Annotated in this window: 24 protein-coding genes; 8 read left to right on the top strand and 16 right to left on the bottom strand. The window is 63.6% G+C overall.

The genetic code is table 11. The features are described 5' to 3' along the window. Window positions 1-37: 37 nt before the first annotated feature. Together J2Z17_RS02970 and J2Z17_RS02975 are read left to right on the top strand one after the other, a co-directional pair. A complete protein-coding gene (locus J2Z17_RS02970) occupies window positions 38-742 on the top strand; it encodes a GntR family transcriptional regulator (protein ID WP_209942043.1) in 705 nt (234 codons plus the stop codon). Window positions 743-752: 10 nt separating this feature from the next. After that, window positions 753-1868, top strand: coding sequence for a Gfo/Idh/MocA family protein (locus J2Z17_RS02975; protein ID WP_209942045.1), 1116 nt, complete (start codon window positions 753-755; stop codon window positions 1866-1868). A 61-nt stretch (window positions 1869-1929) separates the two neighbouring features. Here the strand turns inward: J2Z17_RS02975 and J2Z17_RS02980 are convergent, their stop codons facing one another. The 13 genes from J2Z17_RS02980 to J2Z17_RS03040 all read right to left on the bottom strand — a co-directional run bounded on the left by J2Z17_RS02980 (window position 1930) and on the right by J2Z17_RS03040 (window position 16204). Then, window positions 1930-2550: a TerC family protein gene (locus J2Z17_RS02980; protein WP_209942048.1), complete on the bottom strand. Its 621-nt coding sequence runs from the start codon at window positions 2548-2550 to the stop codon at window positions 1930-1932. A 152-nt stretch (window positions 2551-2702) separates the two neighbouring features. Beyond that, window positions 2703-3686 (bottom strand): ABC transporter ATP-binding protein, encoded by a 984-nt coding sequence (locus J2Z17_RS02985; RefSeq protein ID WP_209942051.1) that lies wholly within the window; start codon window positions 3684-3686, stop codon window positions 2703-2705. Next, window positions 3683-4708 carry an ABC transporter ATP-binding protein gene (locus tag J2Z17_RS02990; protein WP_209942052.1) on the bottom strand — a complete coding sequence of 342 codons (1026 nt, stop codon included), beginning with the start codon at window positions 4706-4708 and terminating at the stop codon, window positions 3683-3685. Before J2Z17_RS02990 ends, J2Z17_RS02985 begins: the two co-directional genes overlap by 4 nt. 2 nt (window positions 4709-4710) lie before the next feature. After that, the gene (locus tag J2Z17_RS02995; protein WP_209942053.1) at window positions 4711-5679 is read right to left on the bottom strand and encodes an ABC transporter permease; all 969 of its coding nucleotides are present in this window, start codon (window positions 5677-5679) and stop codon (window positions 4711-4713) included. Between the two features lie 9 nt (window positions 5680-5688). After that, the gene (locus J2Z17_RS03000; protein WP_245223814.1) at window positions 5689-6732 is read right to left on the bottom strand and encodes an ABC transporter permease; all 1044 of its coding nucleotides are present in this window, start codon (window positions 6730-6732) and stop codon (window positions 5689-5691) included. A 114-nt stretch (window positions 6733-6846) separates the two neighbouring features. Continuing rightward, window positions 6847-8541: an ABC transporter substrate-binding protein gene (locus J2Z17_RS03005; protein ID WP_209942056.1), complete on the bottom strand. Its 1695-nt coding sequence runs from the start codon at window positions 8539-8541 to the stop codon at window positions 6847-6849. Between the two features lie 72 nt (window positions 8542-8613). Further along, window positions 8614-9507, bottom strand: coding sequence for a proline iminopeptidase-family hydrolase (locus J2Z17_RS03010; RefSeq protein WP_209942058.1), 894 nt, complete (start codon window positions 9505-9507; stop codon window positions 8614-8616). Window positions 9508-9528: 21 nt separating this feature from the next. Next, complete coding sequence (locus J2Z17_RS03015) at window positions 9529-10119, bottom strand: ANTAR domain-containing response regulator (RefSeq protein ID WP_209942059.1); 591 nt, start codon at window positions 10117-10119, stop codon at window positions 9529-9531. Continuing rightward, complete coding sequence (locus J2Z17_RS03020; protein ID WP_209942060.1) at window positions 10116-11303, bottom strand: transporter substrate-binding protein; 1188 nt, start codon at window positions 11301-11303, stop codon at window positions 10116-10118. The genes J2Z17_RS03015 and J2Z17_RS03020 overlap by 4 nt, the downstream gene beginning before the upstream one ends. Window positions 11304-11495: 192 nt before the next feature. Further along, entirely contained in the window at window positions 11496-12200 is a 705-nt protein-coding gene (locus J2Z17_RS03025; protein ID WP_209942219.1) for an ABC transporter ATP-binding protein, read from the bottom strand. Continuing rightward, a complete protein-coding gene (locus tag J2Z17_RS03030; RefSeq protein WP_209942061.1) occupies window positions 12197-12985 on the bottom strand; it encodes an ABC transporter ATP-binding protein in 789 nt (262 codons plus the stop codon). Before J2Z17_RS03030 ends, J2Z17_RS03025 begins: the two co-directional genes overlap by 4 nt. Next, window positions 12982-14874: an ABC transporter permease gene (locus J2Z17_RS03035; RefSeq protein WP_245223815.1), complete on the bottom strand. Its 1893-nt coding sequence runs from the start codon at window positions 14872-14874 to the stop codon at window positions 12982-12984. The genes J2Z17_RS03030 and J2Z17_RS03035 overlap by 4 nt, the downstream gene beginning before the upstream one ends. A gap of 139 nt (window positions 14875-15013) precedes the next feature. After that, window positions 15014-16204, bottom strand: a complete 1191-nt coding sequence (locus J2Z17_RS03040; RefSeq protein ID WP_209942063.1) for an ABC transporter substrate-binding protein — start codon at window positions 16202-16204, stop codon at window positions 15014-15016. A 242-nt stretch (window positions 16205-16446) separates the two neighbouring features. Between J2Z17_RS03040 and J2Z17_RS03045 the strand changes: the two genes are divergently transcribed. Together J2Z17_RS03045 and J2Z17_RS03050 are read left to right on the top strand one after the other, a co-directional pair. Then, window positions 16447-16914, top strand: a complete 468-nt coding sequence (locus J2Z17_RS03045; protein ID WP_209942064.1) for a MarR family winged helix-turn-helix transcriptional regulator — start codon at window positions 16447-16449, stop codon at window positions 16912-16914. A gap of 53 nt (window positions 16915-16967) precedes the next feature. Next, entirely contained in the window at window positions 16968-17789 is an 822-nt protein-coding gene (locus J2Z17_RS03050) for a ferredoxin--NADP reductase (RefSeq protein WP_209942065.1), read from the top strand. Window positions 17790-17831: 42 nt separating this feature from the next. On the opposite strand, the gene J2Z17_RS03055 is transcribed toward J2Z17_RS03050, so the two are convergent. From J2Z17_RS03055 to J2Z17_RS03065, 3 genes are all read right to left on the bottom strand, one after another. Continuing rightward, on the bottom strand, window positions 17832-21374 hold the full coding sequence (locus J2Z17_RS03055) for a molybdopterin cofactor-binding domain-containing protein (RefSeq protein WP_209942067.1): 3543 nt from the start codon (window positions 21372-21374) through the stop codon (window positions 17832-17834). After that, window positions 21371-21880, bottom strand: a complete 510-nt coding sequence (locus J2Z17_RS03060) for a (2Fe-2S)-binding protein (RefSeq protein ID WP_209942070.1) — start codon at window positions 21878-21880, stop codon at window positions 21371-21373. The genes J2Z17_RS03055 and J2Z17_RS03060 overlap by 4 nt, the downstream gene beginning before the upstream one ends. A gap of 203 nt (window positions 21881-22083) precedes the next feature. After that, window positions 22084-22545, bottom strand: a complete 462-nt coding sequence (locus J2Z17_RS03065) for a MarR family winged helix-turn-helix transcriptional regulator (RefSeq protein WP_209942221.1) — start codon at window positions 22543-22545, stop codon at window positions 22084-22086. A gap of 212 nt (window positions 22546-22757) precedes the next feature. Between J2Z17_RS03065 and J2Z17_RS03070 the strand changes: the two genes are divergently transcribed. The 4 genes from J2Z17_RS03070 to J2Z17_RS03085 are packed head-to-tail and all read left to right on the top strand — an operon-like array spanning window position 22758 to window position 26349. Continuing rightward, the gene (locus tag J2Z17_RS03070; RefSeq protein WP_209942073.1) at window positions 22758-24248 is read left to right on the top strand and encodes a 6-hydroxynicotinate reductase; all 1491 of its coding nucleotides are present in this window, start codon (window positions 22758-22760) and stop codon (window positions 24246-24248) included. Between the two features lie 4 nt (window positions 24249-24252). Then, window positions 24253-25191: a UPF0280 family protein gene (locus J2Z17_RS03075; protein ID WP_209942075.1), complete on the top strand. Its 939-nt coding sequence runs from the start codon at window positions 24253-24255 to the stop codon at window positions 25189-25191. Next, window positions 25184-25768 (top strand): amino acid synthesis family protein, encoded by a 585-nt coding sequence (locus J2Z17_RS03080; RefSeq protein ID WP_209942077.1) that lies wholly within the window; start codon window positions 25184-25186, stop codon window positions 25766-25768. The genes J2Z17_RS03075 and J2Z17_RS03080 overlap by 8 nt, the downstream gene beginning before the upstream one ends. Then, window positions 25765-26349: an amino acid synthesis family protein gene (locus J2Z17_RS03085; RefSeq protein ID WP_209942079.1), complete on the top strand. Its 585-nt coding sequence runs from the start codon at window positions 25765-25767 to the stop codon at window positions 26347-26349. The genes J2Z17_RS03080 and J2Z17_RS03085 overlap by 4 nt, the downstream gene beginning before the upstream one ends. Window positions 26350-26382 lie beyond the last annotated feature (33 nt).

Below are 26382 nucleotides of genomic sequence, written 5' to 3' on the forward strand. Positions count from 1 at the left end.
TTTGCATCCGACCGTTCGAAAGACGCCGCCGCCCTCCATGAACCAGACGCCCGGAAGCCTTCCCGTCTATCTGCAGATCGTCGAACTGCTGGTCCGCGATATCGCCGCCAACAGGTTGATCGACGGCGAGCGGCTGCCGCCCGAACGCGACATGGCGGCCACACTCGGCATTGCCGTTGGCACGCTCAGAAAGGCACTGGCCGAGCTTCAGAGCCGCGGGCTGCTGGAGCGGGTGCAGGGTTCGGGCAATTACATCCGTGCGATCAGCGATCCGAAAAGCGTCTACGCGATGTTCCGGCTGGAGCTGATTGGCGGCGGCGGCCTGCCGACGGCGGAAGTCCTGAGTGTCGAGCGCATGCCCAAACCCGCGGACTTGCCGGAATTCGGCAGCTCGCCCGAGGGGCATCGCATCCGACGTCTCAGACGCCTGTCCGGCAAGATCGCGGCGGTCGAGGAAATCTGGCTGGACGGCAGCTATGTCGAAAAGATCGGAATCGAGGAGCTGTCGGAATCGCTCTACCTGTATTATCGCGACCGCCTCGGCCTCTGGATCGTCCGGGCCGAAGACCAGGTCGGGCTTGGCACCGTTCCAGATTGGAGCCCTGGGAGCTTCGGGCAACCGGTCGGCACCGCCATTCCCCTCATCACCCGCGTCAGCCAGGCGAGAGACGGCGAACGCGCCGAAGTCTCGAAAACCTGGTTCGACGCAGATATCGCCCGCTACGTAGCGCGTCTCAAATAGGGAGGAGACATTGGAAAGACTGAATTACGGGATCATCGGCTGCGGCATGATGGGGCAAGAGCATCTGCGCAACATCGCGCTTTTGAGCAATGCCGGCGTTGCCGCGATCTTCGAGCCGGACCCGGCCATGCGCAGCGCCGCCGCCGCGATGGTGCCCGGCGCCAGGATCGTCAATACGATCGAGGAACTGCTGGCCGTCGAGGCGGTCAATTGCCTGCTGATTGCCAGCCCGAACTACTTCCACCTGGAACAGCTGGAGAAGATCGCCGCGATCCGACCGCTGCCCGTGCTGGTCGAAAAGCCGCTGTTTACCGCGCCGGAAGACGCGCCCCGGCTGGAAGCGCTGCGCGCCGCCTATCCCGCCCCGATCTGGGTGGCGATGGAGTATCGCTACATGCCGCCGGTCGCCCGGATGATCGAGGAGGCGGAGGCCGCCACCGGTGGTGTGCGAATGCTGACCATCCGTGAGCACCGCTTTCCCTTCCTGGAAAAGGTCGGCGACTGGAACCGCTTCAACCGCAATACCGGCGGCACGCTGGTCGAGAAGTGCTGCCATTTCTTCGACCTGATGCGTCACATCCTGAAGTCGGACCCCGTGCGGATCATGGCCTCGGGCGGCCAATCGGTGAACCATGTGAGCGAAAGCTACAATGGCGAGCGTTCGGACATCTGGGACAATGCCTATGTGATCGTCGACTTCGCCTCGGGCGCGCGCGCCATGCTGGAACTTTGCATGTTTGCCGAAGGCGCACGCTATCAGGAGGAGATCTCGGCCGTCGGCCCAAGAGGCAAGATCGAGTGCCATGTGCCGGGCCCCGGTCGATTCTGGCCGGACCATCTCGGCGAACCGCCGGTGGCGCAGGTGATCGTTTCGCCGCGCGATCCGAAAGGTCCGCGCATGATCGAGATCCCGGTCGATCCGTCGCTGCTGGCGGCCGGCGACCACAACGGCTCGACCTTCTACCAGCACCAGCGCTTCCAGCGGGCAGCACTCGGCAATCAGCCGATCGAGGTGTCGCTGGAGGATGGCTGGTGGGCCGTCGCCATGGGGCTTGCAGCCCAGCAGTCCGCACTGACCGGCGAGGCAGTCGATCTGTCGACACAGACCTATGCGATGGCAAGCTGAGACGGCATCAAGAGGTCACGGGCGGGTTATTCGGCCCGTGACCGTCACGACCATGTCGCCGTCACTGCACCGCGTAGGCGACTTCCATGGCCCCGCGCCAGATCATCTCCCCGGCCACGAACAGGATAACCGCCAGCCCGACATAGGCAATCCAGCGGTAACGGGTCAGCAGGCCGGCAATGGCCGAAGCGGCAAAGCCCATCAGCACCACCGAGAGACAGAGACCGAAGACCAGCACCATCGGATGCTCATGGGCGGCGCCCGCGACCGCCAGCACATTGTCGAGCGACATGGAGACGTCGGCGATGATGATATGCTTGATCGCCTGGGCGAAGCTCTTGCGCCGCGGTCCGGTCGCGTCGTCGTGGTCGTCCTGCGCCGGTTGCTCCTTCAGTTCGCGCCACATCTTCCAGCACACCCAGAGCAGCAGCAGGCCGCCGGCGAGCAGAAGACCGATGATTGACAGCAGATAGCTGGCGCCGAGCGCAAAGGCGATGCGCAGCACCGTGGCGCAGGCGATACCCACCAGGATCGCCTTTGCCCGGTCCTGCCTGGCAAGACCCGCAGCCGCCATGCCGACGACGACCGCGTTGTCGGCTGCGAGTACCAGATCGATCATCACGACCTGCAGGAAGGCCGAGATCGAGGCGGGCATCAGAAGGTGATCGAAGATTTCATGCATTTGTGACGAACCCAAATTCCAGTCGATCAACGCACGGATGGGATCGCGGGTTCAACGCGCGTGCAGGATCCATGCGAGAAAGCACCGGGCCGGGCGGCCCGTGGGGCAGGACTTAGCAGGACCCGACCGCCGACGGCAAGTTGGATCGGGCTTCAAAGTGGATAATGGCAGGCGACGCTGCGCTCGTCGTCGAGCGCTTGAAGCACCGGCCGCTCGACGCGGCATCGGTCCGTCGCATGGGGACAGCGTGGCGAGAACTTGCAGCCCTTCGGCGGATCGAGCGGGCTCGGGATCTCGCCAGTCAGCAGCACCCGTTCGCGTCGTCCGCGGTTCTTCGGCTGCGGAATGGCCGAGATCAGCGCGTGGGTATAGGGGTGACGCGGCTTGGAAAACAGCGCATCCGCCTCGCCCAGTTCGACGATCGAGCCCAGATACATCACCGCGACACGGGTGGAGATCTGGCGCACGACGGCCAGATCATGGGCGATGAAGACATAGGTCAGGTTCAACTGCTGGCGCAGATCGCTGAACAGGTTGACGATCTGCGCCTGCACGGACACGTCGAGCGCGGAGACCGGTTCGTCGGCAACGATCAGCTTCGGCTCGACAGCGAGCGCCCGGGCAATCCCGATCCGCTGCCGTTGGCCGCCGGAAAATTCGTGCGGATAGCGGTCGAGATATTCCGCCCGCAACCCGACCAGATCCATCAACTCGCCAAGCCTAGCATTGATCTCGCCAGTGGGTCTCAGCCTGTGGACCTGCAGAACCTCGCCGATGATGTCGCGCACCCGCCGGCGCGGATTGAGCGAGGCCGAGGGATCCTGAAAGATCATCTGCATGCTGCGCCGGGTCGGCTTCAACGCCCCCTCGCCGGCCGTCGATATGTCCTGGCCCTCGAAGGACAATTGCCCCGAGGTGATGTCGTAGAGCCGCGTCAGGCAACGCCCGAGGGTGGATTTACCGCTACCCGATTCCCCGACAAGGCCGAGCGTTTCGCCGGGATAGACCGCAAGCGTGACATCCTCGACCGCATAAAGCGTGCGGCCCGATCCGGGCCACATGGTCTTGCCGACGGTGAAATGCTTGGTCAGGGCCTGAGTTTGCAGGATCGGCTCTCTTTGCGAATGCGCCGTCATGCGGGCTCCTCCAGCGTCAGGATCGAGCCTCTGAGCGCATCGCGTTCGGACGGCTGAAGAACGCACAGCGCCGATTGGTCCCCCTGTCGCCGCAGCGGAGGTCGGCTCAGGCATTCGCCGCGGGCGAACCGGCAGCGCGGCGCGAAACCGCAGCCGGCCGGGATGGATTCCGGGGTCGGCGGCATGCCGCCGATGGCCGGAAGCCGCTCGGCCCGCTTGCCGGTCAGCGACGGTATGGACGCCAAAAGACCCCAGCTATAGGGGTGCATGGGGTGGGAAAAGACCTCTTCCGTCGTTCCCCTCTCGACGATGCGGCCGGCATACATGACATTGACCCGGTCTGCGACTTCGGCGACCACGCCCATGTCATGGGTAATCAGGATGATCGCGGAGCCGAAATCCTTGCGCAGCCGGAGCAGCAGATCCAGCACCTGCGCCTGCACGGTAACATCGAGCGCCGTGGTCGGCTCGTCGGCAACCAGCAAAGCCGGGTTACACGAAAGCGCCATGGCGATCACCGCCCGCTGGCGCATGCCGCCGGACAATTGGTGCGGATAGCGATCGACGGCCTCGCCCGGATTGGCAAGCCCGACTTCGCCCAGAAGTTCGATCGACCGCTTGCGGGCGGCTCTTGCGGATATGCTCTCATGCGCCCGGATCTGCTCGGCGATCTGCCAGCCGATGGTGTAGACCGGGGTCAAAGCCGTCATCGGGTCTTGCGAGATCAGTCCGATCTCCTTGCCGCGCAGCCGGCGCATCTCGCGCTCGCTCATCTGCAGCAGGTGCTTGCCGCGAAAGGCGACCGCACCATCAACGAAGGTCGTCTGCGGATCGTGCAGGCCGAGCAGCGACAGCAGCGTGACGGACTTGCCCGATCCGGACTCGCCGACGATCGACAGGATCTCGCCTTCGCGCAGCTGGAAGGAGACGTCGTCGATCGCCCTGACCCGCCCCCGGTCGGTGGCAAACGAGACGGACAATCCCTGGACGTCGAGCAGCAGCGGCGATGGGGACTGGTTCATCGTCATCCCCTCACCCGCGGATCGATCAGCACATAGACCATGTCGACCACCGCATTGGTGACGACAACGAAGAAGGAGGCATACATGACCGTTGCCAGGATCATCGGCAGATCGAGATTGAGCAGCGCCTGATAGGTGAGCCGCCCGATGCCGTTGAGGCCGAAAACGACTTCGGTCAGCAGTGCGGCACCCCCGACGAGCACGCCGAAATCGAGACCGAACATGGTGACGAACGGGATCAGCGAGGTGCGAAGCGCGTGGCGCAGCATGACGCGCATGGGACCGAGCCCCTTGGCCCTTGCCGTGCGGATGAAGTCCTCCTGATAGGCCTCCACCAGATTGGCGCGCAGCACCCGGCCGTAGATGCCGATATAAAGGGCGGCCAGCGTGAACCACGGGATCAGAAGCGTCTTGAACCAGCCCCAGGGATCGCTCAGCAGAGGTTTGTAGCCGAGTCCCGGCACCCAGGAGAACAGCCAGGTGTCGTGAAAGCGGCTTTGCGAAACGAGGTTCATCATTTCGCCGAACCAGAAAACCGGCATCGACACCCCAATCAGTGCCAGGATCATCAACCCCTTGTCGATCACCGTTCCGCGCATCATCGCTGCGATGACGCCGACCGTGATGCCGCCGACCACCCAGAGCACGGCGGCACCGAAGACCAGCGACAGCGTGATCGGGGCGGCCGACAGCACCTGCGGTACAACTTTCAAGCCGCGATTGACGAAGGAGGTCAGATCCTGCGTGACGAACAGCCGCTTCATCATGATCCCATATTGCACCGGCAACGGCCGGTCGAAGCCGAAATCCTTGCGGATCGCCTCGACGGTCTCCTGCGCCGCGTTGCGCCCGGCAATGCGGGCCGCCGGATCGGCACCGGGTGTGGCAAAGAAGATCAGGAACACCAGCGCGGAGATGCCGAACATCACGAACACCATCTGCACCAGGCGCTGAAGCATTGCGAAAGCCATGATCCCTCCTCAGCGCAACTTGGTGCGCGGATCGAGCGCGTCCCGCACGCTGTCGCCGAGCACGTTGAGGGCAAGCACTGTCAGCACGATCGAAAGACCGGGCGCCAGCGCCACGATGGGGCGGGTATAAAGAAGGGTCTGGCCGTCCTGGATGATCGTGCCCCAGCTGGCATCCGGCGCCTGTACACCGATGGACAGGAACGACAGGGCCGATTCGGTCACGATATTCAGCGCCATCATCAAGGGAATATAGACGATCAGCGTCGTGGTGACGTTCGGCAGGATATCGTGGAACAGGATGCGCCAGCGCGGAATGCCGAGACCCTTGGCCGCCAGTACGAATTCGCTGTTCTTCAGTGTCAGCACGCGACCCCGGATCGGTCGAGCGATATAGGGCACATAGATGATGCCGATAATGCCGATCGGCAGCAACAGGCTGCCGGAGGTGATGTGGAAGGGCCCGATGGTGATGCCCTGCGAGATCAGCACGATCGAGAGCGATATCGCCAGCAGGTAGACCGGAAAAGCCCAGAGAATATCGAGGATGCGCGACAGCACCATGTCGGTGATCCCGCCGAAAAAGCCGGCGCAGATGCCGACAAGCGCCGCCAGCACCAGACAGATAAGGGTTGCCGCACCGGCAATCAGCAGCGAGTTTCGCCCGCCATAGAGAAGTCTTGCCGCAACGTCGCGCCCTTGCGCATCGGCGCCCAACAGATACTGCGCCTGCCAGGTCGGGCCGATCGGCGTGACGCCGAGGCCCAGTCCTTCGGTCGAGGCCTGCATGATCTTCACCCGCTTGCCGTCGACCTTGATCTTGCCGCTCAGATTGGAGCGAAACGGATCGGTGCCCGAAACATAGTCTGCATAGAGCGGCGCTGCGAGGCTGCCGGCGACGATAACCAGCAGGATGGAGGCCGCGACAAGGGCCGACAGATCGGACCGTATGATCCGCCAGCCGCGTTTCCACGGGCTGAGACCGGTCCTTGCCGGTTTTGCGCCAACGGGCGCATCTTTCTCGTCCACGGGCGCGGTGATCGATAGATCTGACAAATCCAATGTCCTTAGCCGATCGGAAGTCTGTGCGGAGGCTGCGCCTGCCGGCGGGCAGCGCATGGCCGGGAGACGCCCAGACCGGGCGTCTCCTCTTTTCAAGACCTATGCCGGTTACTTCACCCAGGACTGGGAGATCACCCAGCGGAACTGGTTGGAGAAGATGAAATTGCCGACACGGCTCGAGGTGAAGTCGACATTCTTCGGCGTGAACAAGGGCGCAAGCGGCGCCTGCTCCATGAACGCCGTGTCGATCTTTGCCCATTCCGCATTGGCGCCGTCAGGATCGGTGATCGACTGGGCCATGGCGGCCTTCATCTTCACGTCCAGATCGTTGTTGCAGTAGCCGGCAATGTTGATCGAGGCATCGCTGCCGGGGGTGAACGAAGCGCAGGAAAGCAGCACGTTCAGGAAGTTCGAGGCCGCCGGATAGTCCATGTACCACTGCGAGACGCTCAGTTGCACCTTGTTGTCGGTATTCTGGATATAGGTGAACTGGATGTTCGGCGAGATCGCCTTTACCGACGCATCATAGCCCAGATCGCCAAGCACGCTCTGGATATAGGTGCCGATCGCCCGCGAGGTCGCATTGTCCTCGGCAATAACCGTCACCTTCTGACCGGCCGTTCCGGACTCCTCGACCAGCGCCTTCGCCTTCTCCATGTCGGGTGCCGACCATTCCGGACCGGGATCCTCGGTATAGAGGCAATTGTCGACATGGCCGGGGAAATCGGGCGGCAGGATCTGGCAGACAGGCTGCGCCAGCACATCACCGCCGAAGAGACCGACCAGTGCGTCGCGGTCGACCGCATAATTGAGCGCCTGGCGCACCTTGACGTTGTCGAACGGCGCCAGATTGGTGTTCATCGGCACGTACCAGAAGGCGGCCAGCGGGTTCACATGCACCTGGTTTGCATATTTGGTGCCGAGTTCCTGCAGGCGGTCCGCCGGCGGCGTGTCGAACATCCAGTCGACCTGACCGTTCTGGATGGCGTTGATCGAGGCTTCCTCGGTCATGCCGAAGCGGTAGACGATCTCGTCCGGATAGCCGTCGGGCTGAGCGTCGACGCTCCATTCCTTGAATTCCGGATTGCGCTTGATCACCATCTTGTCGTTCGGATCATAGCTTGCAATGACATAGGCGCCGGTGCCCGGAAGGGCCTCGGTGCCGGCATCCTTGGCGGGCGTATCGGCCGGCAGGATCGTCGCATGCGGCACGGCGAGCTTGTCGAAGAATTCCGAATCCGGCTCCACCAGATGGAAAGTGACGGTGCCTGCGGCATCGTCGCCCTCGATGCCGCCCTCAAGCGTACAGGAGGCGCTATCCTTGATGCAGGCGTCGGCGCCGACGATGTTGTTGTAGAAGCTGCCCGACGTCGGGCTGTTGACCTTGAAGATGCGCTGGAACGAGGCAACAACGTCGGCGGCGGTCAGCGCCCTACCGTTGGAAAACTTGATTCCCTTGCGCAGCGTGAAGACATAGGTCTTGCCGTCCTCCGAAGGCTTGGGAAGCGCCTCGGCGAGGTCCGGCACAATCTCGAAGCCTTCCTTGCGGTCGGCCTGCTTGAATTTCAGCAGTCCGTCATAGGTGAGCTGGAAGACCTGCCAGAACTGCGCGGTATAGTTGATCATCGGATCGATCGTGCCGGCGGCCGAGACCGCAGACAGCGTCATCGTACCACCGCGATGGGCTTCCATCAGGGCGGCCCGGTCTTCGGCATAGGCAGATCCGCAGAGCGCGGAATGCGCCAGGAGGCCCGCAATCAGCAGGGCCCCTGTCCGGCCTGCAAAGGATAACCTGTTCGTCATCTTCATCTGTTCCCCTGTTGTTTTTAACTGTTCATGTCGACGGTCTTTGTCGCGCCTTGCCGGCGCTTTTGATTAGGGTGCCTTGTCGTCGAGGAAGCCCCCGACCACGGCCATGCAGGCCTCGCGCTCCTCCACATGCGGCATGTGGCTGGACTGCTCGAAAATCGTCCAGCGCACATCCGGAATTTCATCGGCGAAGGGCTGCACGCAGGCCTCCGTCGCCTCGTCGAAGCGGCCCGAAATCAGCAGTACCGGAACCGCGATGGTCGACAGTTTGCCGACCACGGACCAGTCCTTCATGGTGCCGATGACATGGAATTCATTGGGACCGTTCATCGTGTAGTAGACGGTTGGATCGGCATCGATCGCGTCGAAGGTGCGCTTGACCTCCGGCGGCATCGGCACGATGCGACAGACATGGCGTTCGTTGAACACATCGGTGGCGGCCTTGTATTCCGCGGTATCGGTGGTCTTTGCCACCTCGTGCTTCATCAGCGTGGCCTGCACCTCGGTCGGCAGTTCGGCCCGAAGGCGATTGGCTTCGGAGATCCAGGTCTCCATCTTCGCCGGCGAATTCGCGATCACCAGCGCTTTCAGGCCGGCCGGCCTTTCCAGCGCGAACTCCGATCCCAGCATGCCGCCCCAGGACTGGCCGAGGACGCAATAGGCGTCGCGGAGGCCGAGGAAATCGATGAGGTTGTGCAGTTCGGCCTTGAAGAAATCGACTGTCCAGAAGTCGCCACCCTTGTCGGGCAGATGGGTCGAGCGACCATTGCCGACCTGGTCGTAATGCACGACCGCGCGGCCTGTCGCTGCGATATCCTTGAAGCTGTCGACATAGTCATGGGTGCAGCCCGGCCCGCCATGCACGACGATGAGCGGGGCCTTGCCGGAGGTCAGATCACCGGTGATCCGGTACCAGGTCTGATGGGGCCCATAAGGGGCAAAGCCTTCAACGACTGTCACGCAACTGTTCTCCTGTCTTTCTCACGCACCCTTGCGGGCGCGCTGGTCATTGCTGCACACCGCTTCCGCGGCTTCCTCGATCGTCATGCGCCAGGCCATGGCGAAACTGCGCAATTGCCGCATCGCCGCAGTCTCGTCGTCGCCCTGTTCGTGCATCAGCTTCACCACCGCGCGCACCACGACGGGACGCTGGCGAAGCCGCACTTCGAGCGAGCGGATATCGTCCTGCTGGGCGCGCGCGCCTTCGAAGGCATGGGCGGCGATCAGCAATGCGCTGTAGGCGCCGGTCGAGCCGATCGGCTTCAGCAGATGGGCGTTCGAGCCCTGGCCCAGCGCCCATTCGACCCGGCCGGGCGCTTCCGAGCCGATCATCGCGATCAGCGGCATCGGCGCATGGCCGGCCGGCCAGGGAAACTGATCGTCATGGCCCATATCCGCATCGAAGAACACGACATCGGCAGTCGCGTCTGTCGGCGACACTTGCGGCCAGACATCGCGCACCGTGATCTGCAGTGCCTCGAGCTGCCGGCGCAGAGCTTCCACCGCCGGATGCGGCCGGTGCAGGATGATGGCCTGCCACCCGGCAAGCGAAGGTCTCCGCGGGCGGCTCATTGGATCACCTTGAGAGATTTGGCAGCCGGCAGATGCCTCTCGGACGATGCGGGCTCCGCCAGCGAGACCTGCATTTGCGCATGGACGAGATAGGGATCGGCCATGATCGGCGACGGCGAACTGTCGATGACCTCGAATTCGCCAGCCTGGTTCGAGCGACCGAGATGCGAACGCAAGGCGGCGTGATGGGTCTTCGGGTCGATCGACAGCGGACCGAGCGGCGTGTCGTAGCGCCGCGCCGTCACCAGTTGCCTGATCGCTTTCGGATCATCGGTGCCCGCCTCGGCCACGGCATTAGCCAGGATGGAGACCGCCATATGCGCCGAGACGAAGGGCGAAGACAGTTTTCGCGCGCCGAAACGATCCGCAAGACGCGCCTTGAAGGCGTGGTTCTCGGGGGTGTCGAGCCGGTCGAAATAGATCGACGTGGTGATGTGCCCCTCGGCGGCATCGCCGAGGTCCTGAAGGTCTGTTTCGGTCGCGTTGCAGGACACGACGGGGCGTCTGGCGGGCAGGAATTCGCTGTCGGCGCGGCCGAGCGCCGCGTAGGCTTTCAGGAACGCCGCGGCCGATGAGCCGACAAGATTGCTGAGGACGAAATCCGGCTTGCGAGCCCGGATTTCCTCGATCAGGTGCTCGACCTCGACCGAGCCGAGCGGCACGTAGCGTTCGGACAGAACAGTACCGCCGGCGGCATCGGTCAATTCGCGGGCGATGCGGCCGATTTCCCATCCCCAGATGTAGTTCGAGCCGACGACGAAGGGACGTCCGCCGAACCGGGGAAAGACATAATCCAGCAGCGGGATCAGATGCTGGTTGGGACAGGCTCCAAGATAGAGCGCGTGGTCGCTCGCTTCATAGCCTTCATGCGGAAAGGCATACCAGAGCAGAGCGCCGCTGCGCTCGACGATCGGCAGGACCTCCTTGCGGCTCCAGGAGGTGATGGTGCCGACCACATGGCGGCACTGGTTTCTCATGATCGCCTCTTCGGCCAGCGCGGCATAGCGCTCGGCACTACCACCGGGGTCGGCGATCACCGGCTCGAAACGGAAGGGCAGCGCCGGATCGGAATTGACCTCGGCAATTGCCGCCATGGCACCGTCGATCGCCTCTCGCCCCAGCGCGGCATAGGCGCCGGTGGACGAATAAAGCAGGCTGATCCTGATGGTGTCGCGCTGTCCCAAGCTGTCCATCTCTGTTTGAAAAAAGCGAGAAGCGGTCCCAAAAAAGAAAAAACCCCGATCCGTCCGCAAGGACGGTGATCGAGGCTCGATTGCCGTGGCCGATGAGGGCCTATGTTCCAGTCAAACCTAGGGTCGGTTCATTTTCTAGTCAACAGGATTCTTTGCCTGTTTTTTGAACAATCCGACCGTGCCTTAAAGGGCCAGATACGCCTTTCGAATATCCTCGCGCTCGGAAAGCTCCGCAATCGTGCCGGCAAACTGCACTTCACCATTTTCCAGGACATAGGCGCGGTCGGAGATCATCCGCGCAAAGGGCAAATTCTGCTCCGACAGCAGGACACAGACGCCCGCCTGCTTCATCACGGTGACGGCTTCGGCCATCTGTTCGACGATTTTCGGCGCGATGCCCTCGGAAGGCTCGTCAAGCAGCACGAGATAGGGATTGCCCATCAGCGTGCGGCCGATGGTCAGCATCTGCTGCTCCCCGCCGCTCATCGCAGACCCCGCGCGGTTGCGCATTTCCGCCAGGTTCGGGAAGAGGTCGTAGATCCGCTCCGGCGTCCATTCCGGCAGGCCTTCCCGCGGCGGCTGGCGACCGACTTCGAGGTTCTCGGTAATCGTCAGCTGGGTGAAGATGCGCCGGTCCTCCGGTACATAGCCCAGCCCCTTGCGGGCGATCTGGTAGGGCGCCAGGCCCGAAATTTCCTCGCCGCGAAAACGGATGGAGCCGGTCTTCTCCTCGATCAGGCCGATGATCGACTTGAAGGTTGTCGACTTGCCGGCACCGTTGCGACCAAGCAGGGCCACGACCTCACCGGCCTTTGCCTCCAGCCCGACGCCGAAGAGGATATGGGCCGGACCGTACCAGCTGTTCAGATTGGAGACTTCGAGCATCAGTGTTCCTCGGCTTGCGCATAAAGGGAGCCGGAGCCCAGATAGACGGCCTGCACCTGCGGGTCTTCACGCACCTCGGCAGGCTTGCCCGCAGCAATGATCTCGCCGCGATTGAGCACGATCAGCCGCGAGGCATGTTCGAAAACGATATCCATGTCGTGCTCGGTAAACAGCACGCCGATATGCCGCTCGCGCACGATCCGCGCCGTCAGCTCCATCAGCGCAACCCGCTCGCGCCCCGACATGCCGGCCGCAGGTTCGTCCATCAGCAGCAGCTTCGGATTGCCGGCAAGCGCGATCGCCAGCTCCAGCCGCTTGACGTCGCCATAGGGCAGCTCGCTGCAGAGACGATCGGCCTGGTTGCCGAGCCCGATCAGCTCGAGCAGCGCCATCGCCTCGTCGCGCCAGGGCCTCGAGAGGGTTCCGAAAAAGGCCGAGAGACCGTAGGTGCCGGCCCGGTCCGACTGCAGCGCCAGCTGGACATTCTCGATCACGGTCATCGACAGATAGGTCTGGGCGATCTGGAAGGTGCGGCCGACGCCAAGGCGGAAGATCTTCTGCGGCGAGACGCCGGTGGTATCGATACCGTCGATCCTGACCTGCCCCGCATTCGGCCGGATCTGGCCGTTCAACATGTTGAAGCAGGTGCTCTTGCCGGCGCCGTTCGGGCCGATCATGGCCAGCAGTTCGCCGCGCTCGACATCGAAGCTCACGCCACGCACCGCCTGGACGCCCTGGTAGCTCTTGGAAAGCCCTTTGACCGACAGCAGGGAGTAGGAATTGCTCATGCCGTCTCTCCCGCCTTGCCAAGGTTCGCCGGTTCGGCTGAACTCCGTCGCGTGCGGTCGAACCGGTAAACCAGCCGCTTCAACGTGCCGACAATGCCTTCCGGGAAGACCACGACGAGCACGATGATCAGGGCGCCGAGAATGAAGCGCGGATAGTCGGTATTGCTCATCAGCCAGATCGACGCCGTCTTGTAGACGGCCGCGCCGACGACGCTGCCCGACACCGTGCCGAAACCGCCGAGCAACACCATGACCAGCGCATCGATCGAGGTCGGGATGCCGAGACTGTCGGGAAAGACGCTGCCCTTGAGATAGGTAAGCAGCACGCCGGCAAGGCCCGCAAACAGGGCGCTGATGGTGAAGGCAATGTGCTGGATCGACTGCTTGGAAATGCCGACGGAGGCCGAGCGCATCGGCGAGTCCCTGAGCGCCCGCAGGGCGTAGCCGAAGGGCGAGAAGGTCAGATGGCGAAACACCAGTATGGTAAGCGCCGCAGCGGCCAGACAGAGCCAGTAGAAGGCATTGGTGCTGCTCGCCCAGTCTGCCGGCCAGACCCCGATGATGCCATTGTCACCGCCGGTCACGTCGACCCACTGATAGGCGACCGACCAGACAATCTGGGCAAAGGCAAGCGTCAGCATGGCGAAATAGATGTTGGACAGCCGCACGCAGAACCAGCCGGCAAAGGCAGAGACAACCGCCGCCACCAGCGGCCCGATGACAAGCGCTGCCTCCATCGGCACTTCGAAATACTGGACAGACAGGGCCGCGCCATAGGCGCCGAGGCCGAGACCGGCCGCATGGCCGAAGCTGTCCAGTCCGCCGACCGACATCAGGAATTGCAGGCTGACGGCAAAGACGACCGCAATCAGCACTTCGGCGGCGACCCCTGTGCCGTAATCGCCGAGCAGATAGGGAAACACCACGAGGAACAGCAGGGCGGCAGCAGCCAGAAGCCGTTCCCGACCGGCCAATGGCCGCCAGGCGGCCACGTTCTTGATCAGTGCCGTGCGCGACGTGGCGATCGGCTGGCCGAACAGGCCGAAGGGGCGGATGATCAGCACGACGGCCATGACCACGAAGATCAGCACCAGCGAAATGCCGGGCAGCACGAGAATGCCGAAGGCATTGAGTTCCGAGACGAGCACGGCAGCCACGAAGGCGCCGGGAATGCTGCCGAGCCCGCCGATGACGACGACGACGAAGACCTCGGTGATCACCGAGAGATCCATGAAATGGCTGACCGCATCGCGCGGAATCTGCAGGCCGCCGCCGAAGGCTGCCAGAAAGATGCCGAGCGCGAAGACCCCGGTAAACAGCCATTTCTGATTGACCCCGAGTGCGTTGACGATGTCGCGATCCTCGGTCGCCGCGCGTACCAGCATGCCCCAGCGGGTGCGGTTCAGCAGCAGCCACAGCAGACCGAGCACGGCCGGCCCGAGAGCGATCAGGACGAAGTCATAGACCGGCATGGCATGGTTGAACACGGTGACCGCGCCATCGAGGCCGGGGGCGCGCGGGCCGACCAGATCTTCCGGTCCCCAGAGCAGACGCACGGCATCCTCGATGATCAGCGTGACGCCGAAGGTCGCCAGAAGCTGAAGCAATTCGGGCGCATGATAGATGCGGCGCAGCAGCACGATCTCGACCAGCGCGCCGATGACTGCAACCACAATCCCGGCAACGATGAGCGCTGCCCAGAAGCCGAGCGCGCTCTCCCAGCGGGTGGTCAGGCTATAGGCCAGATAGGCGCCCAGCATGTAGAAGGCGGCATGGGCGAAATTGACGATGCGGGTGACGCCGAAGATCAGCGACAGGCCGCTGGCGACGAGAAAAAGCGACGCCGCATTCGCCAGCCCGGTCAGGAATTGCGCGAAATAGAGATCCAAGAAAAAGCTCCTTCCCGGCCGGCCGGGCGCGGGGTCTGCTGTCGGAGTCTGAAGACCGAGGCGCATTTGGCCTGCGCCCCGGCAAGCCGGATCAGATGGCAGGGTGGATCAGATGCGATCATCCTGCCCCCGAAATGCCTCAAGGGCGCAGTTTGGCAGCGTCTTCTTCGCTCGGCAGGAAGTCGGCCCCGCTCTCGTATTTGAAGTCGACCATCGTGCCCTTGCCATCGACCAGTGCCGTCTTGCCGACAAAGGCGCCGAGCGTCGACTGGTGATCAGCCGCGCGATAGGTGATCTCGCCAAACGGCGTATCGACCTTGACACCTTCGGCCGCCTTGATCAGCGCGTCGGTATCGGTCGAGCCGGCCTTGGTCAGGATCGCGGCGATCGACTTCATCAGCGTATAGCCGACGACCGAGCCAAGGCGCGGATAGTCGTCGTATTTCTTCTGATAGTCGGCGAGGAAGGTCTTGTGTTCGGCGATATCGACCTTGTCCCAGGGATAACCGGTGACGATCCAGCCTTCCGGCGCGTCACCCTTCAGCGGGTCGAGATATTCCGGTTCGCCCGTCAGGAAGGAAACGACCGAGCGATCCTTGAACAGGCCGCGGGTCGTGCCTTCGCGTACGAGCTTGACAAGGTCGGCACCGAAGGTGACGTTGAGGATGGCGTCGGGCTTGGCGGCCTCGATCGCCTGCGACACCGAGCCGGCATCGATCTTGCCCTGCGGCGGCCACTGCTCGGCGACGAAGTCGACGTCGGGACGCTCCTTCTTCAGCAGTTCCTTGAAGACCGCGACGGCGCTCTGGCCGTATTCGTAATTCGGCGCGATCGTCGCCCACTTCTTGGCGGGCAGCTTGGCGGCCTCCTTGGCGAGCATGGCCGCCTGGACATAGTTCGAGGGCCGCAGGCGGAAGGTATAGTCATTGCCCTTCTCCCAGGTGATCGCATCGGTCAGCGGCTCGCCGGCCAGATAGAAGACCTTTTTCTGCTTGGCAAAGGAGGAGACGGCCAGGCCGATATTGGAGAAGAACGAGCCGGCAATCAGCGCCACGCCATCCTTGGAGACGAGCTCGTTGGCAGCGGTGATCGCATCACCCGGCTTGCCGCCGTCGTCCTTGGAGATGACGACCAGCTTGTCGCCATTGATGCCGCCGGCTGCATTGATCTCGTCGAGCGCCATCTGCCAGCCCTTCTTGTAGGGCTCGGTAAAGGCCGGGAGACCGGAATAGCTGTTGATTTCGCCGATCTTGATATCGGCGGCGAAGGCTTGCGCTCCGGCCGAAAGACCGACCACGGCGCCCATCGTGATAGCTAGAATGCGTTTCATAACTGTTCTCTCTCTGGCTGCGACCGTTTGCGGTCTTCTTTGTCTTGCGGCTTCGGCCCTTGGAAGATCCCCTCATCGGGGGCGCCCAAGCAATAATGCCATGCTCGATACTCTGGTGTGCTCACTATAAATGCAAGCGATTTTTCAGCCTGTTTTTTGATCTTTTCCGAGCAACACGCGCTTCTCATCCGGTCGTTTGCGTGTATCTATGGTGTGTACTCTATTTCCGAGGTTGAACATCGATGGGCACACCCTACGACGTCACGGAACAGGTCGGGCACCTTCTTCGGCGCGTCTACCAGCGGCATTTGGCAATCTTTCAGGAAAATGTACAAGACCCGAGCATCACCTCGGTCCAGTTCGTCACCCTTTGCGTGCTGCGCGACCGCGGTCCCAGTTCGCAGACCGAACTGGTGCGCGCAACGGCGATCGACCAAGGCACGATCCGCGGCATCATCGACCGCCTGACGGCGCGCGACCTGATTTCAGTCTCGCGCGATGATCAGGACGGCCGAAAGGTCATCATGGCGCTGACCCCGGCAGCGCACGCGCTTCTAGGCGACCTGATCCCCAGCGCAGCGCGGATTTCCGACCTGACCATGGAGGGCCTGAACCCTGCCGAACGGGTGGCGTTTCTCTATCTCCTGCGCCGGCTACTGGAGACCGGCACGGGCGCGCGAGATGACGAAGCGGGCCAGGAAGGCAATTGACAACCGCATAAAAACTCGTTTGTGTACAAATGAGTTTAACCGGGGATTTGCAGATGACCAGTGCGACGAACGCCGTTGAGACCGTGCAGAGCAGCTTTCCGATCCCGGAAAATGTCTTCGCCGAAACAGTCGTCGAGGTTCAGCACTATACCGACCGACTGTTCCGCTTCCGCATCACCCGTCCCCCGAGCTTCCGTTTCCGCTCCGGCGAATTCGTCATGATCGGCCTGCCGAACGCCGAAAAACCCGTTTACCGCGCCTATTCTATCGCCAGCCCCTCCTGGGACGAGGAGGTCGAATTCTTTTCGATCAAGGTCGAGAACGGACCGCTCACCGAACATCTGCAGAAGATCCAGCCGGGTGACACCGTGCTGATGCGCAAGAAGCCGACCGGCACGCTGGTGCTCGACGCGCTGGTTCCGGGCAAGCGGCTCTACATGCTGTCGACCGGTACCGGCGTCGCGCCGTTCGCCAGCCTCGTGCGCGATCCCGAGACCTTTGAGAAATTCGAGGAGGTGATCCTCGTCCAGACCTGCCGAGACGTCGGCGAACTAACCTATGCGACCGAGCTGGTCGACAATCTGCTGGACGACCCGCTGATCGGCGAAATGGCCGCCGGGCGCCTCCGGCTTCATGCCACGACCACCCGAGAGCATTCCGAGCGCATGGGCCGGGCGACCGATCTCATGAAAAGCGGCAAGTTGTTCGAGGATCTCGGCGTGCCGAAGATCGATCCGGCCGTCGATCGGGCGATGATCTGCGGCTCGATGGACATGCTCAAGGACACCAAGGCAATCCTGGAGAATTTCGGCCTCGTCGAAGGCGCCAATAACGCACCGGCGACCTTCGTCGTCGAGCGGGCCTTCGTCGGGTAGGCCCAGCTTTCTATCGCATCAGAACGTTGCGGTGCGGGCGCTCTAATGCTCCGCACCGCGCATCTTTGTCATGCTATCTGCCAGTCCTTCCCATGGCTTCTCACCCGGCGCAAAGCGTGCCCGCAGGTAGCCGACAAGTTCGCCGATCTGCCGATCGGAAAAATTGTCGCGAAAGGCCGGCATGGTCATCACCTCGGTATCGGCCCCGGCCGTCGAAGCCAGGCTCGCCGGAGCCTCGGCGCCGTGCAGGATGCTTTGCAGCACATTGACCGGACTGGCATCATGCAGATTGCTGTTGAGCGCCAGCGAGGCCAGCATCCCGTCGGTCTCGTGACAGGCGCTGCAGGCACCGGAAAAGATCCGTGCCCCTTCGGGATAGGCAAGCGCTGCGGCAGGCCTTGCCTGCCCGGCGTTTCGCAGCGCGGTGTCGCGCGCTGACGTCGCCTGCTCCGCGCTCACGTCGCCTCCGATGCCTGCCAAATAGGTCGCCATCGCCTCGATATCGGCATCCGGCAGCCCGGAAAGCGAGCGGATCACATCGGCCATCGGCCCGCCGGCGCTGCCATGGTCGCTGGCATGACCATGGCGCAGATAGGCAAACAGCGCCGCCTTGGTCCAACCGACCGGGCTTTTCGACGCCGCTGTCAGCGCCGGCGCCGTCCAGTGATCGGCAAATCCGCCAGCCAGATGGGCGGGTCCCCTGATCTCGGCGCCCAGAACATTGCGGTCGCTGTGGCAGGCGGAACAGTGGCCGAGCCCTTCGACCAGATAGGCACCGCGGTTCCACGTCTCGCCCTTTGCCGGATCATAGGGAATTTCGGCCGGCCGCAGGAAGAGACCGTTCCACCCGGCCATCAGTCCGCGCATGGCGAAGGGAAATTTGAGGTTCGACGTCTCGGGCTTTTCCGCCACCGCCGTCCCGCTCATCATATAGGCATAGAGATCCTGCAGGTCCTTGTCCTCGACATTGACGAACGACGTGTAGGGATGGACCGGATAGAGATGTGAGCCATCCCGGGATATCCCCTCGCGCATGGCGCGCACGAAGGCCGCGTAGGACCAGCCGCCGATGCCATGTGCCGCATCGGGCGAGATATTGGCGGCTCTCACCGTGCCGAAGGGCGTATCGAAGGCGCGCCCGCCGGCATAGCCTCGACCATCGGCTCCGACGTGGCAGACGGCGCAGCCGCCGGCAGCCGCCACCAGCCGGCCGCGCTCGATGCTGGCCGGACTGAAGACCGAGGGATCCGGGCGTTCGATGGTGGCGATCGCCGGACGGATCGGCGACAGCGTTGCAAGCCCGACGGCCGACAGTCCGGCAAGACCTGCCAGCCCGAAGCCCCATTTAAATGCCCGCTTGCGCGTCTTCTTGCCGTCAAGCCGCAGCGCATTTTGCTCGCGCCCATCAAGCGCTGCCAACACCTTGTCCGGTGTCAGCGGCAATTCGCGAAAGCGGATGCCCGTCGCGTCATAGACCGCATTGACGATGGCCGCGGCACTCGGCACCGAGGCACTTTCGCCGACACCGAGCGGCTCCTCGTTCTGGCGCGGGATCATCACGACGTCGATATCGGGCACTTCCTCGAAGGTCAGGATCGGATAGCCGCCCCATTCGACGCTTTCGACCGCGGTCGACGAGAAGGTTACCTTTTCCTTCAGCACGCGGCTGACCGACTGGATGACATTGCCGTGGATCTGGTGGCGCACGCCGTCCGGGTTGATCATCATGCCGGAATCCTGGCCGACCGTGACCTTCGTCACCGCGATCTCTCCGGTGCGGCGGTTGACAGCGACATCGGCGACCCACGCGGACCAGGCAGCGGGCGTTCCGGGAAAAGTGCCATGGACATAGAGCGCATAGGCAAAGCCGCGCCCGTAGAGCACGTCGCCTTCCCGGCCCTCGCTGCCCCAGCGCGTGCGCGGCGTCCATTGGGCCCTCTCGGCCACCGTTTTCACCAGGTCGATCGCGCGCGGATCGGTCAGGTAACGCAGCTTGTACTCGACCGGATCGACCTCGGCCGCAAAGGCCAGTTCGTCCATGAAGCTTTCATGGGCAAAGGAGTTCGGCATGGCCGAAACCCCTCGAAACCACGAGGCGCGGGCGATCGGCGGCATGTCGTGGACGGCGATCCGCATATTGCCAATCGCATAGGGCGGGATCGCCGTGCGGTCGCCCATCTGCGCGGTATCGGGCGTCGGCGGCAGCTTGCCGGTCAGGATCAGCGCCAGCGTCGGCGACAGATTGGAGGGATAGCTCGTTTCGAAATCATAGGCGGCCGGGCCGCCTTCATTATCGAGCCCGCCGCGCACATCGATCAGCTGGGCGGCCCCCTTCGGCTCCCAGCCATGCTCCTGCGCCCGCGTCAATTGCACCCGCACCGGCGCCCCGACGGCACGCGACAGCAAGGCCGCATCGGCCGTCACGTCGTCTGCACAATTGCGGCCGTAGCAACCCGCCGCCTCGAAGCGCTCGACCGTAATCGCGCCTTCGTCCATATCGAGGAGGCGGGCGAGATCGCGACGGATCCAGAACGGGTTCTGCGTGCCGGACCAGACGGTCATTCCCTCCGGCCGCCAGTCTGCGACGGCGCAGGACGGGCCGATCGACCCATGCATCTGATAGGGCCAGACATAGGTCCGCTCGAATTTGGTCGCAGCCGCCTCAAGTCCGCGCTCGACATCCCCGCGATCCGTCAGCACGCGTCGGGTCGAGCGGTTGCCGCGCAGGGCCTCTTCCGGATTATTCAGATCCGGTCTGGCATCGGCCACCTTCCAGTGGACGACCAGCTGTTCGGCAGCCTTGGCGGCAAACTCCTCGCGGGATGCGACGATGCCGACAAAGTCGCCTGATACCACCACCCGGACAAGGCCTGGAATGTCGGCGACCGAACTCTCGTCGACGGAGATCAGGCTGTTGCCGACCTCCGCCCCATGATCGTAGCCGACATAAGGCGGGCGTACGACGCGGCCATGCAGCATGCCGGCAACCCGCACGTCATGCACATAGGTCCAGTCGCCGCGCGCCTTGGCGGCGATATCGTTGCGCGGCTGCGAGCGGCCGACGAGACGATGGGCCTCGACCGGCTTCACTGCAGCCTCGGCGTCGAGTTCCAGGCGGATACGGCGTCCGGAGATCAGCATTTCGTAGGGGATGGAGCGTTTGTCCGAGACCGTGGACACGACGCCGTCATCAACGACGAGGTCGTCGACGATGACACCAAATTCGGCAGCCGCGAGATCGAGCAAATACCGCCGGGCCGTTGCCGCCGCAAGCCGCAGGGGTTTTGCGGTAATCTGGATGGTTTCGGACGCGATCGTCGGTCCCTGGTCGGGAGCAGCCCCGGTCGAGCCGAGCACCATGCGCACTCGCTCGAAGGGGATATCGAGCTCTTCCGCCGCGATCTGCGCCAGGGCCGTGCGAATGCCGGTGCCGAGATCGACATGGCCGTTAAAGGCGATCACGTCGCCATTGCCGCGCAGGGCCAAATAGATGGCCGGGTCATTGTCGCCGGCAGCGTCGGTAACCAGCAGGATATCGTCTTCCTGCAGATAGGCACCGCGCCCCTGTTCGGTCAGCCCGCTCATGGCCGTTTCTCCTGCACACTGTCCTGCTCAACGCCTGAGGCCATCAGGTCGCGGGCGCGGCGCACCGCCGCCAGAATTTCCATATGGGTGCCGCAACGGCAGAGCTGCCGGGACAGCGCTTGGCGAATCTCGGCCTCGCTCGCCTTCGGATTGCGCGTCAGCAGGGCAACCGTCGCCATGATCATGCCGTTCAGGCAATAGCCGCATTGGGCGGCCTGCATCTCGACAAAGGCCTGCTGCACCGGATGCGGCCGACCGTCTGTTGCCAGTCCTTCAAGGGTCGTGACGCTGCGCCCTTCAAGCGTACCGATCTTCGTCGCACAGGCGCGCACCGCCCGGCCATCGACCAGCACCACGCAGGCACCGCATTCGCCAAGACCGCAGCCGAATTTCGGCCCGTTCAGCCCGCAATCATTGCGCAGCACATAAAGAAGAGGAGTGTCCGGCGCGAGGTCGAACGCGACCATTTCGCCATTGATGTCGAGCCTATACCGCCGATGGGTCATCGCCAGCCGGCCTTTCGGCGGGACATCGCGCGCAGAGCTGCCTCAAGCCGCATCCAGGCGGCGGCAAGGTCAGGATTGCGGCGTTCCCATTTTGGTTTTTATTGAGCGCATCCATGACCGGAATGATAACGGGAAATCATTGGTGCGCAAATGAATTCTGAGACCAGATCCGCGGATACGAAACACCGCGCGGGAGACCCTGCTCAGCAGATCTTTTTCAACAGTTCGATCAGCATCTGCCGTTCGCCCGAGGTGAGCGGCGAGAGCGTAGCGTCGCTGACATCCATGGCCGCGGAGAGATTGCGCCGAATGGCGGCTTGTCCAACTTCGCTGACAGAGAGCACAAGTCTGCGGCCATCGGTCGGATCCGGTGCGGAAGCGACATAGCCGCGGGCGATCAGCCGATCAACGACCCCTTTGATCGTCGCCACGTCCATGGCCGTTACGCGGCCGAGCTGGTTCTGCGAGGTAGGGCCCAGTTCATGCAGCTTCGTCAGCGCTGCCCACTGAGTCGTGGTCAGACGTTCCTCCATGCGTTCGCCGAACAGCGCGACATGCCGCTGGTTCGCCTGGCGCAGGAAATAGCCGATCTGCTGATCGACGCGATAGGCATCCGCGGAGCCCCGCTCCTCGCCGCCTGCCTCTTCTTCCCCGTCTTCCGGCATCACCACTCCCAGATCGTCTCTCAAGGTTCCCCGCCAAAGATCGAAGCGCCTCTCCCTGCCCCATTTAAGCCGTTTGCGACGCGGATGAAAGCTTGACATGATCGAAAATGCGCAGATAGTCATTCGTACACAAATGAAAGTGCCGAAAACGGCATACGGGAACAATCCACAATCAGGCGCCGCATACCGCTTTGCGCGCCGGGAGCGCTTCAATGGTCAAGCAGCAGGTCGAAAGCTCGCTCAATGGCAAGATCCGGTGCGATGCCTGTCCGGTGATGTGCTACATCGCCGACGGCAAGTCGGGTGCCTGTGACCGTTATGCCAATGAGGGCGGCGATCTGGTCCGCGTCGATCCGCTCACCGTGATCGAACATTCCGCCGCCGATGGCGGCAAGGTCGTGCCCTTCCTGCCCGACGCCAAGCCCGATTGGGATGGCGACATCGTGCATGCCGGCCAGACCTTCGTGACCGCGGTCGGCGCCGGCACCACCTATCCCGACTACAAGCCCGCCCCCTTCATCGTCTCGCAGAAGCAGGACGGCGTCGACATGGTGACCGTCGTCACCGAGGGCATATTCTCCTATTGCGGGGCCAAGGTGAAGATCGACACCGACCGCTTCATCGGTCCGGAGACCGCGCTGGTGCGCGTCGACGGCGAGGCGATCGGTCATGTGACGACCGGCGAATACGGCTCGCAGATGCTGTCGCTCGGCGGCGTGCACCACCTGACCGGCGGCTCGAAGAAGGAGGGCCGCGTCACCTGCGACGCGCTGATGCGGCTTTGCAACCTGGAAGACGTCGAGATGACGGTCGATGGCGGTGCTCGCATGACGCTGAAGGCGGGCCAGCCCCCCGTTATCAACGACACGCTGGAAGAGCGCATGCGCGTCGGCTGCGGCTCGGCCACCATCGGCATCTTCGCCAAGCAGTGGAAGGACATGGTCGACGACGTGGTGGTGGTCGACGACCACATCACCGGCGTTCTGTCAGAGCACCAGGCCGGCAAGCTGCTCGATATCAAGCCGACCGGCATCAAGATCAAGGGGCGTCGCTCGACGCCCGGTCGCTATTTTCAGGTGGCCGAGCCCGGCACCGGCTGGGGCGGCACCAACATCTCCGACCCCTTGTCGATCCTCGGCGACTTCGACCCGAAGACCGCCTGGGCCGGCATGCGGCTGCTGATGGTCTCTACCACCGGCGACCAGTACGGCTACTATATTCTCGACGACAATCTCTGTCCGGTGAAACAGGACGTGCTGCCCGCAGCCATCGAGGAGACGGTCGCCGTCGTCTCGGAAAACTGCGAGCCGGCGATGACATCGGTGCTGTTCATGGGCGGCGCCGGCGGCAGCCTGCGGGCGGGTGTCACGACCAATCCGGTCCGGCTGACGCGGTCGGTCAAGGACGCGCTGACCTACGTCTCCTGCGGTGGCGCGCCGGCCTATGTCTGGCCGGGTGGCGGCATCACGGTGATGGCCGATGTGACGCAGATGCCGTCGAACAGCTTCGGTTATGTGCCGACCCCCGCGATCGTCGCCCCGATCGAATTCACCATGCGGCTCGAAGACTACCGCGCGCTTGGCGGCCACATGGAAGCCGTCATGCCGATCGAGGAGGCCATCGCGCAGGCCGAACGCCGGATCGGCAAGGTCGCGGAAGGCGCCTGGCCGACGGCGCGCAAGAACTTCAGCTGGGGCGGCTGAGGCCATGAGCGGGCCCGTCGCACACTATCTCGATGGCCATGACGGCGGCCGGCTGCATCTGCAGCACGGCCCGATCGATCTCGTCATCGGTGTCGACGGCGGCGATGACGACACCAGACTGACGCGGCAGCGCACCCTCGCCTTTCGGGCAGCCCATCAGCGCTTCCAGACAATCCTCGACGAACTCGTGTCCGAACTGGACCTCCTGCGTCAGCGGCATGCGCCGCACAGTACGCGGCCGAAAGGCGCGGTCGCCGGCCGGATGGTCGATGCCGTGGCGCTGTTTTCGGCAGACTGTTTCATCACCCCGATGGCCGCCGTGGCAGGCGCTGTGGCCGACGAGGTGCTTGCCGCGATGATCCGCGCATTCCCGCAAAACGATCGCCCGCAGCGCATCTATGTCAACAATGGCGGCGACATCGCGTTGCATCTGGATGACGGCGCAGAATTTGCCATCGGCATCCGCCACGAGGACGGCGCCGCGCTCGGCCGGTTCACCGTCCAGGCAAGCGAAGGACACAGTGGCCTTGCCACCTCCGGCCGCGGCGGGCGCAGCCTCTCCCTCGGCATCGCCGACAGCGTCACGGTCGTGGCAAGGAGTGCGGCAGCGGCCGACGCCGCTGCGACGCTGATTGCCAATGCCGTCGACCTGCCCGGCCATCCGGCGATCGCCCGCGCACCGGCCGACAGCATCAAGGATGACAGCGACCTCGGCAGCCGTCTTGTCGTCACCGGCTGCGACACATTGGCTGGCCAGGACGTCGCAAGGGCGCTCCGCGCCGGCGAAACCCGCGCGCAGGATTTTATCGACCGTGGCCTGATTTCGCGCGCCGCCCTGTTTCTGCAAGATCAGGGACGCGTGGCGACGGCGACCCCGAACAACAGCACGGCGCCGGCCTTCGGCGCCAGACCGCCCATTCCCGAGAGGAGACCCCATGCCTGACCCAAAAATCCGCAAGTTCCTGACCACTGTCGAGGAAATCTATCACGAAGGCGGCCCGGCCGCCGATGCGCCGCTGCTGCGTGGTTCGGTGATCGCCGTGATCGAGAACCCCTATGCCGGCGGCTATCACGAAGAGATCTCCGGCTTCATGAAGGATCTGGAACCGCTCGGCCTTGAAATGGCAAACCGTCTGGTCAAGGCACTCGGCGGCGATGCCAAGACAATTCAGGGCTATGGCAAGGGCGCGATCGTCGGCCAGGCCGGCGAGCTGGAACACGGTGCCCTCTGGCATGTGCCCGGCGGCTACGCGATGCGCGAGATCCTCGGGGACGCCAAGGCGATCGTGCCCTCGACCAAGAAGGTCGGCGCTCCCGGCACGCGCCTCGATGTGCCGGTCACCCATATCAATGCCTCCTATGTCCGCAGCCATTTCGACGCCATGGAAGTCGGCGTGCCGGACGGGCCCCGCGCCAACGAGATCGCGCTGGTGCTTGTGATGACCACCGGCAGCCGCATCCATGCCCGCGTCGGCGGCCTGAAGGCGGACGAGATCAAGGGCGAGGACGGGCTTCGATGAAAGCCGAGATCCGCAAGATCGCGGTCTTCGTCGACGAGACGCATCGGGAGATGGGCAAGGCGGTGGAGCCGGTAACGCGCAAGGCCTGCGCGGTCGCCGTGATCCGCAATCCCTTTGCGGGGCGCTATGAAGACGATCTTGCAGACCTGATCGATATCGGTGCGGAGCTCGGCGGCCTGCTCGGTCGCAAATGCGTCGAGGCTCTTGGGATCGCGCCTGGCGAGGCCGAGAGCTACGGCAAGGCAGCGATGGTCGGCGAGAATGGCGAGCTGGAACATGCCGCCGCGTTGCTGCATCCCGCGATGGGCAAGCCGCTGCGTGACGCCGTTGAAAAGGGTGCGGCCCTTGTCCCCTCTTCCAAGGCCATCGGCGGTCCGGGCCAGGTCCTCGACGTGCCCCTCGGCCACAAGGACGCGGCCTATGTCCGCTCGCATTTCGACGCCATGCGCGTCAGCCTCAACGACGCGCCGCGGGCAAACGAGATCCTGGTGGCGGTCGCGGTCACCGATAGCGGCCGGCCGTTGCCCCGTGTCGGCGGATTGAAGACATCCGAGGTCGAGGGAAAGGACGGGCTGCGCTGACAGCCCCTCCCCGACCTTCAGAGAACAGATAAC

Origin of the sequence: Heterorhizobium halophytocola (assembly GCF_017873095.1) — a bacterium.
Taxonomy (GTDB): domain Bacteria; phylum Pseudomonadota; class Alphaproteobacteria; order Rhizobiales; family Rhizobiaceae; genus Allorhizobium; species Allorhizobium halophytocola.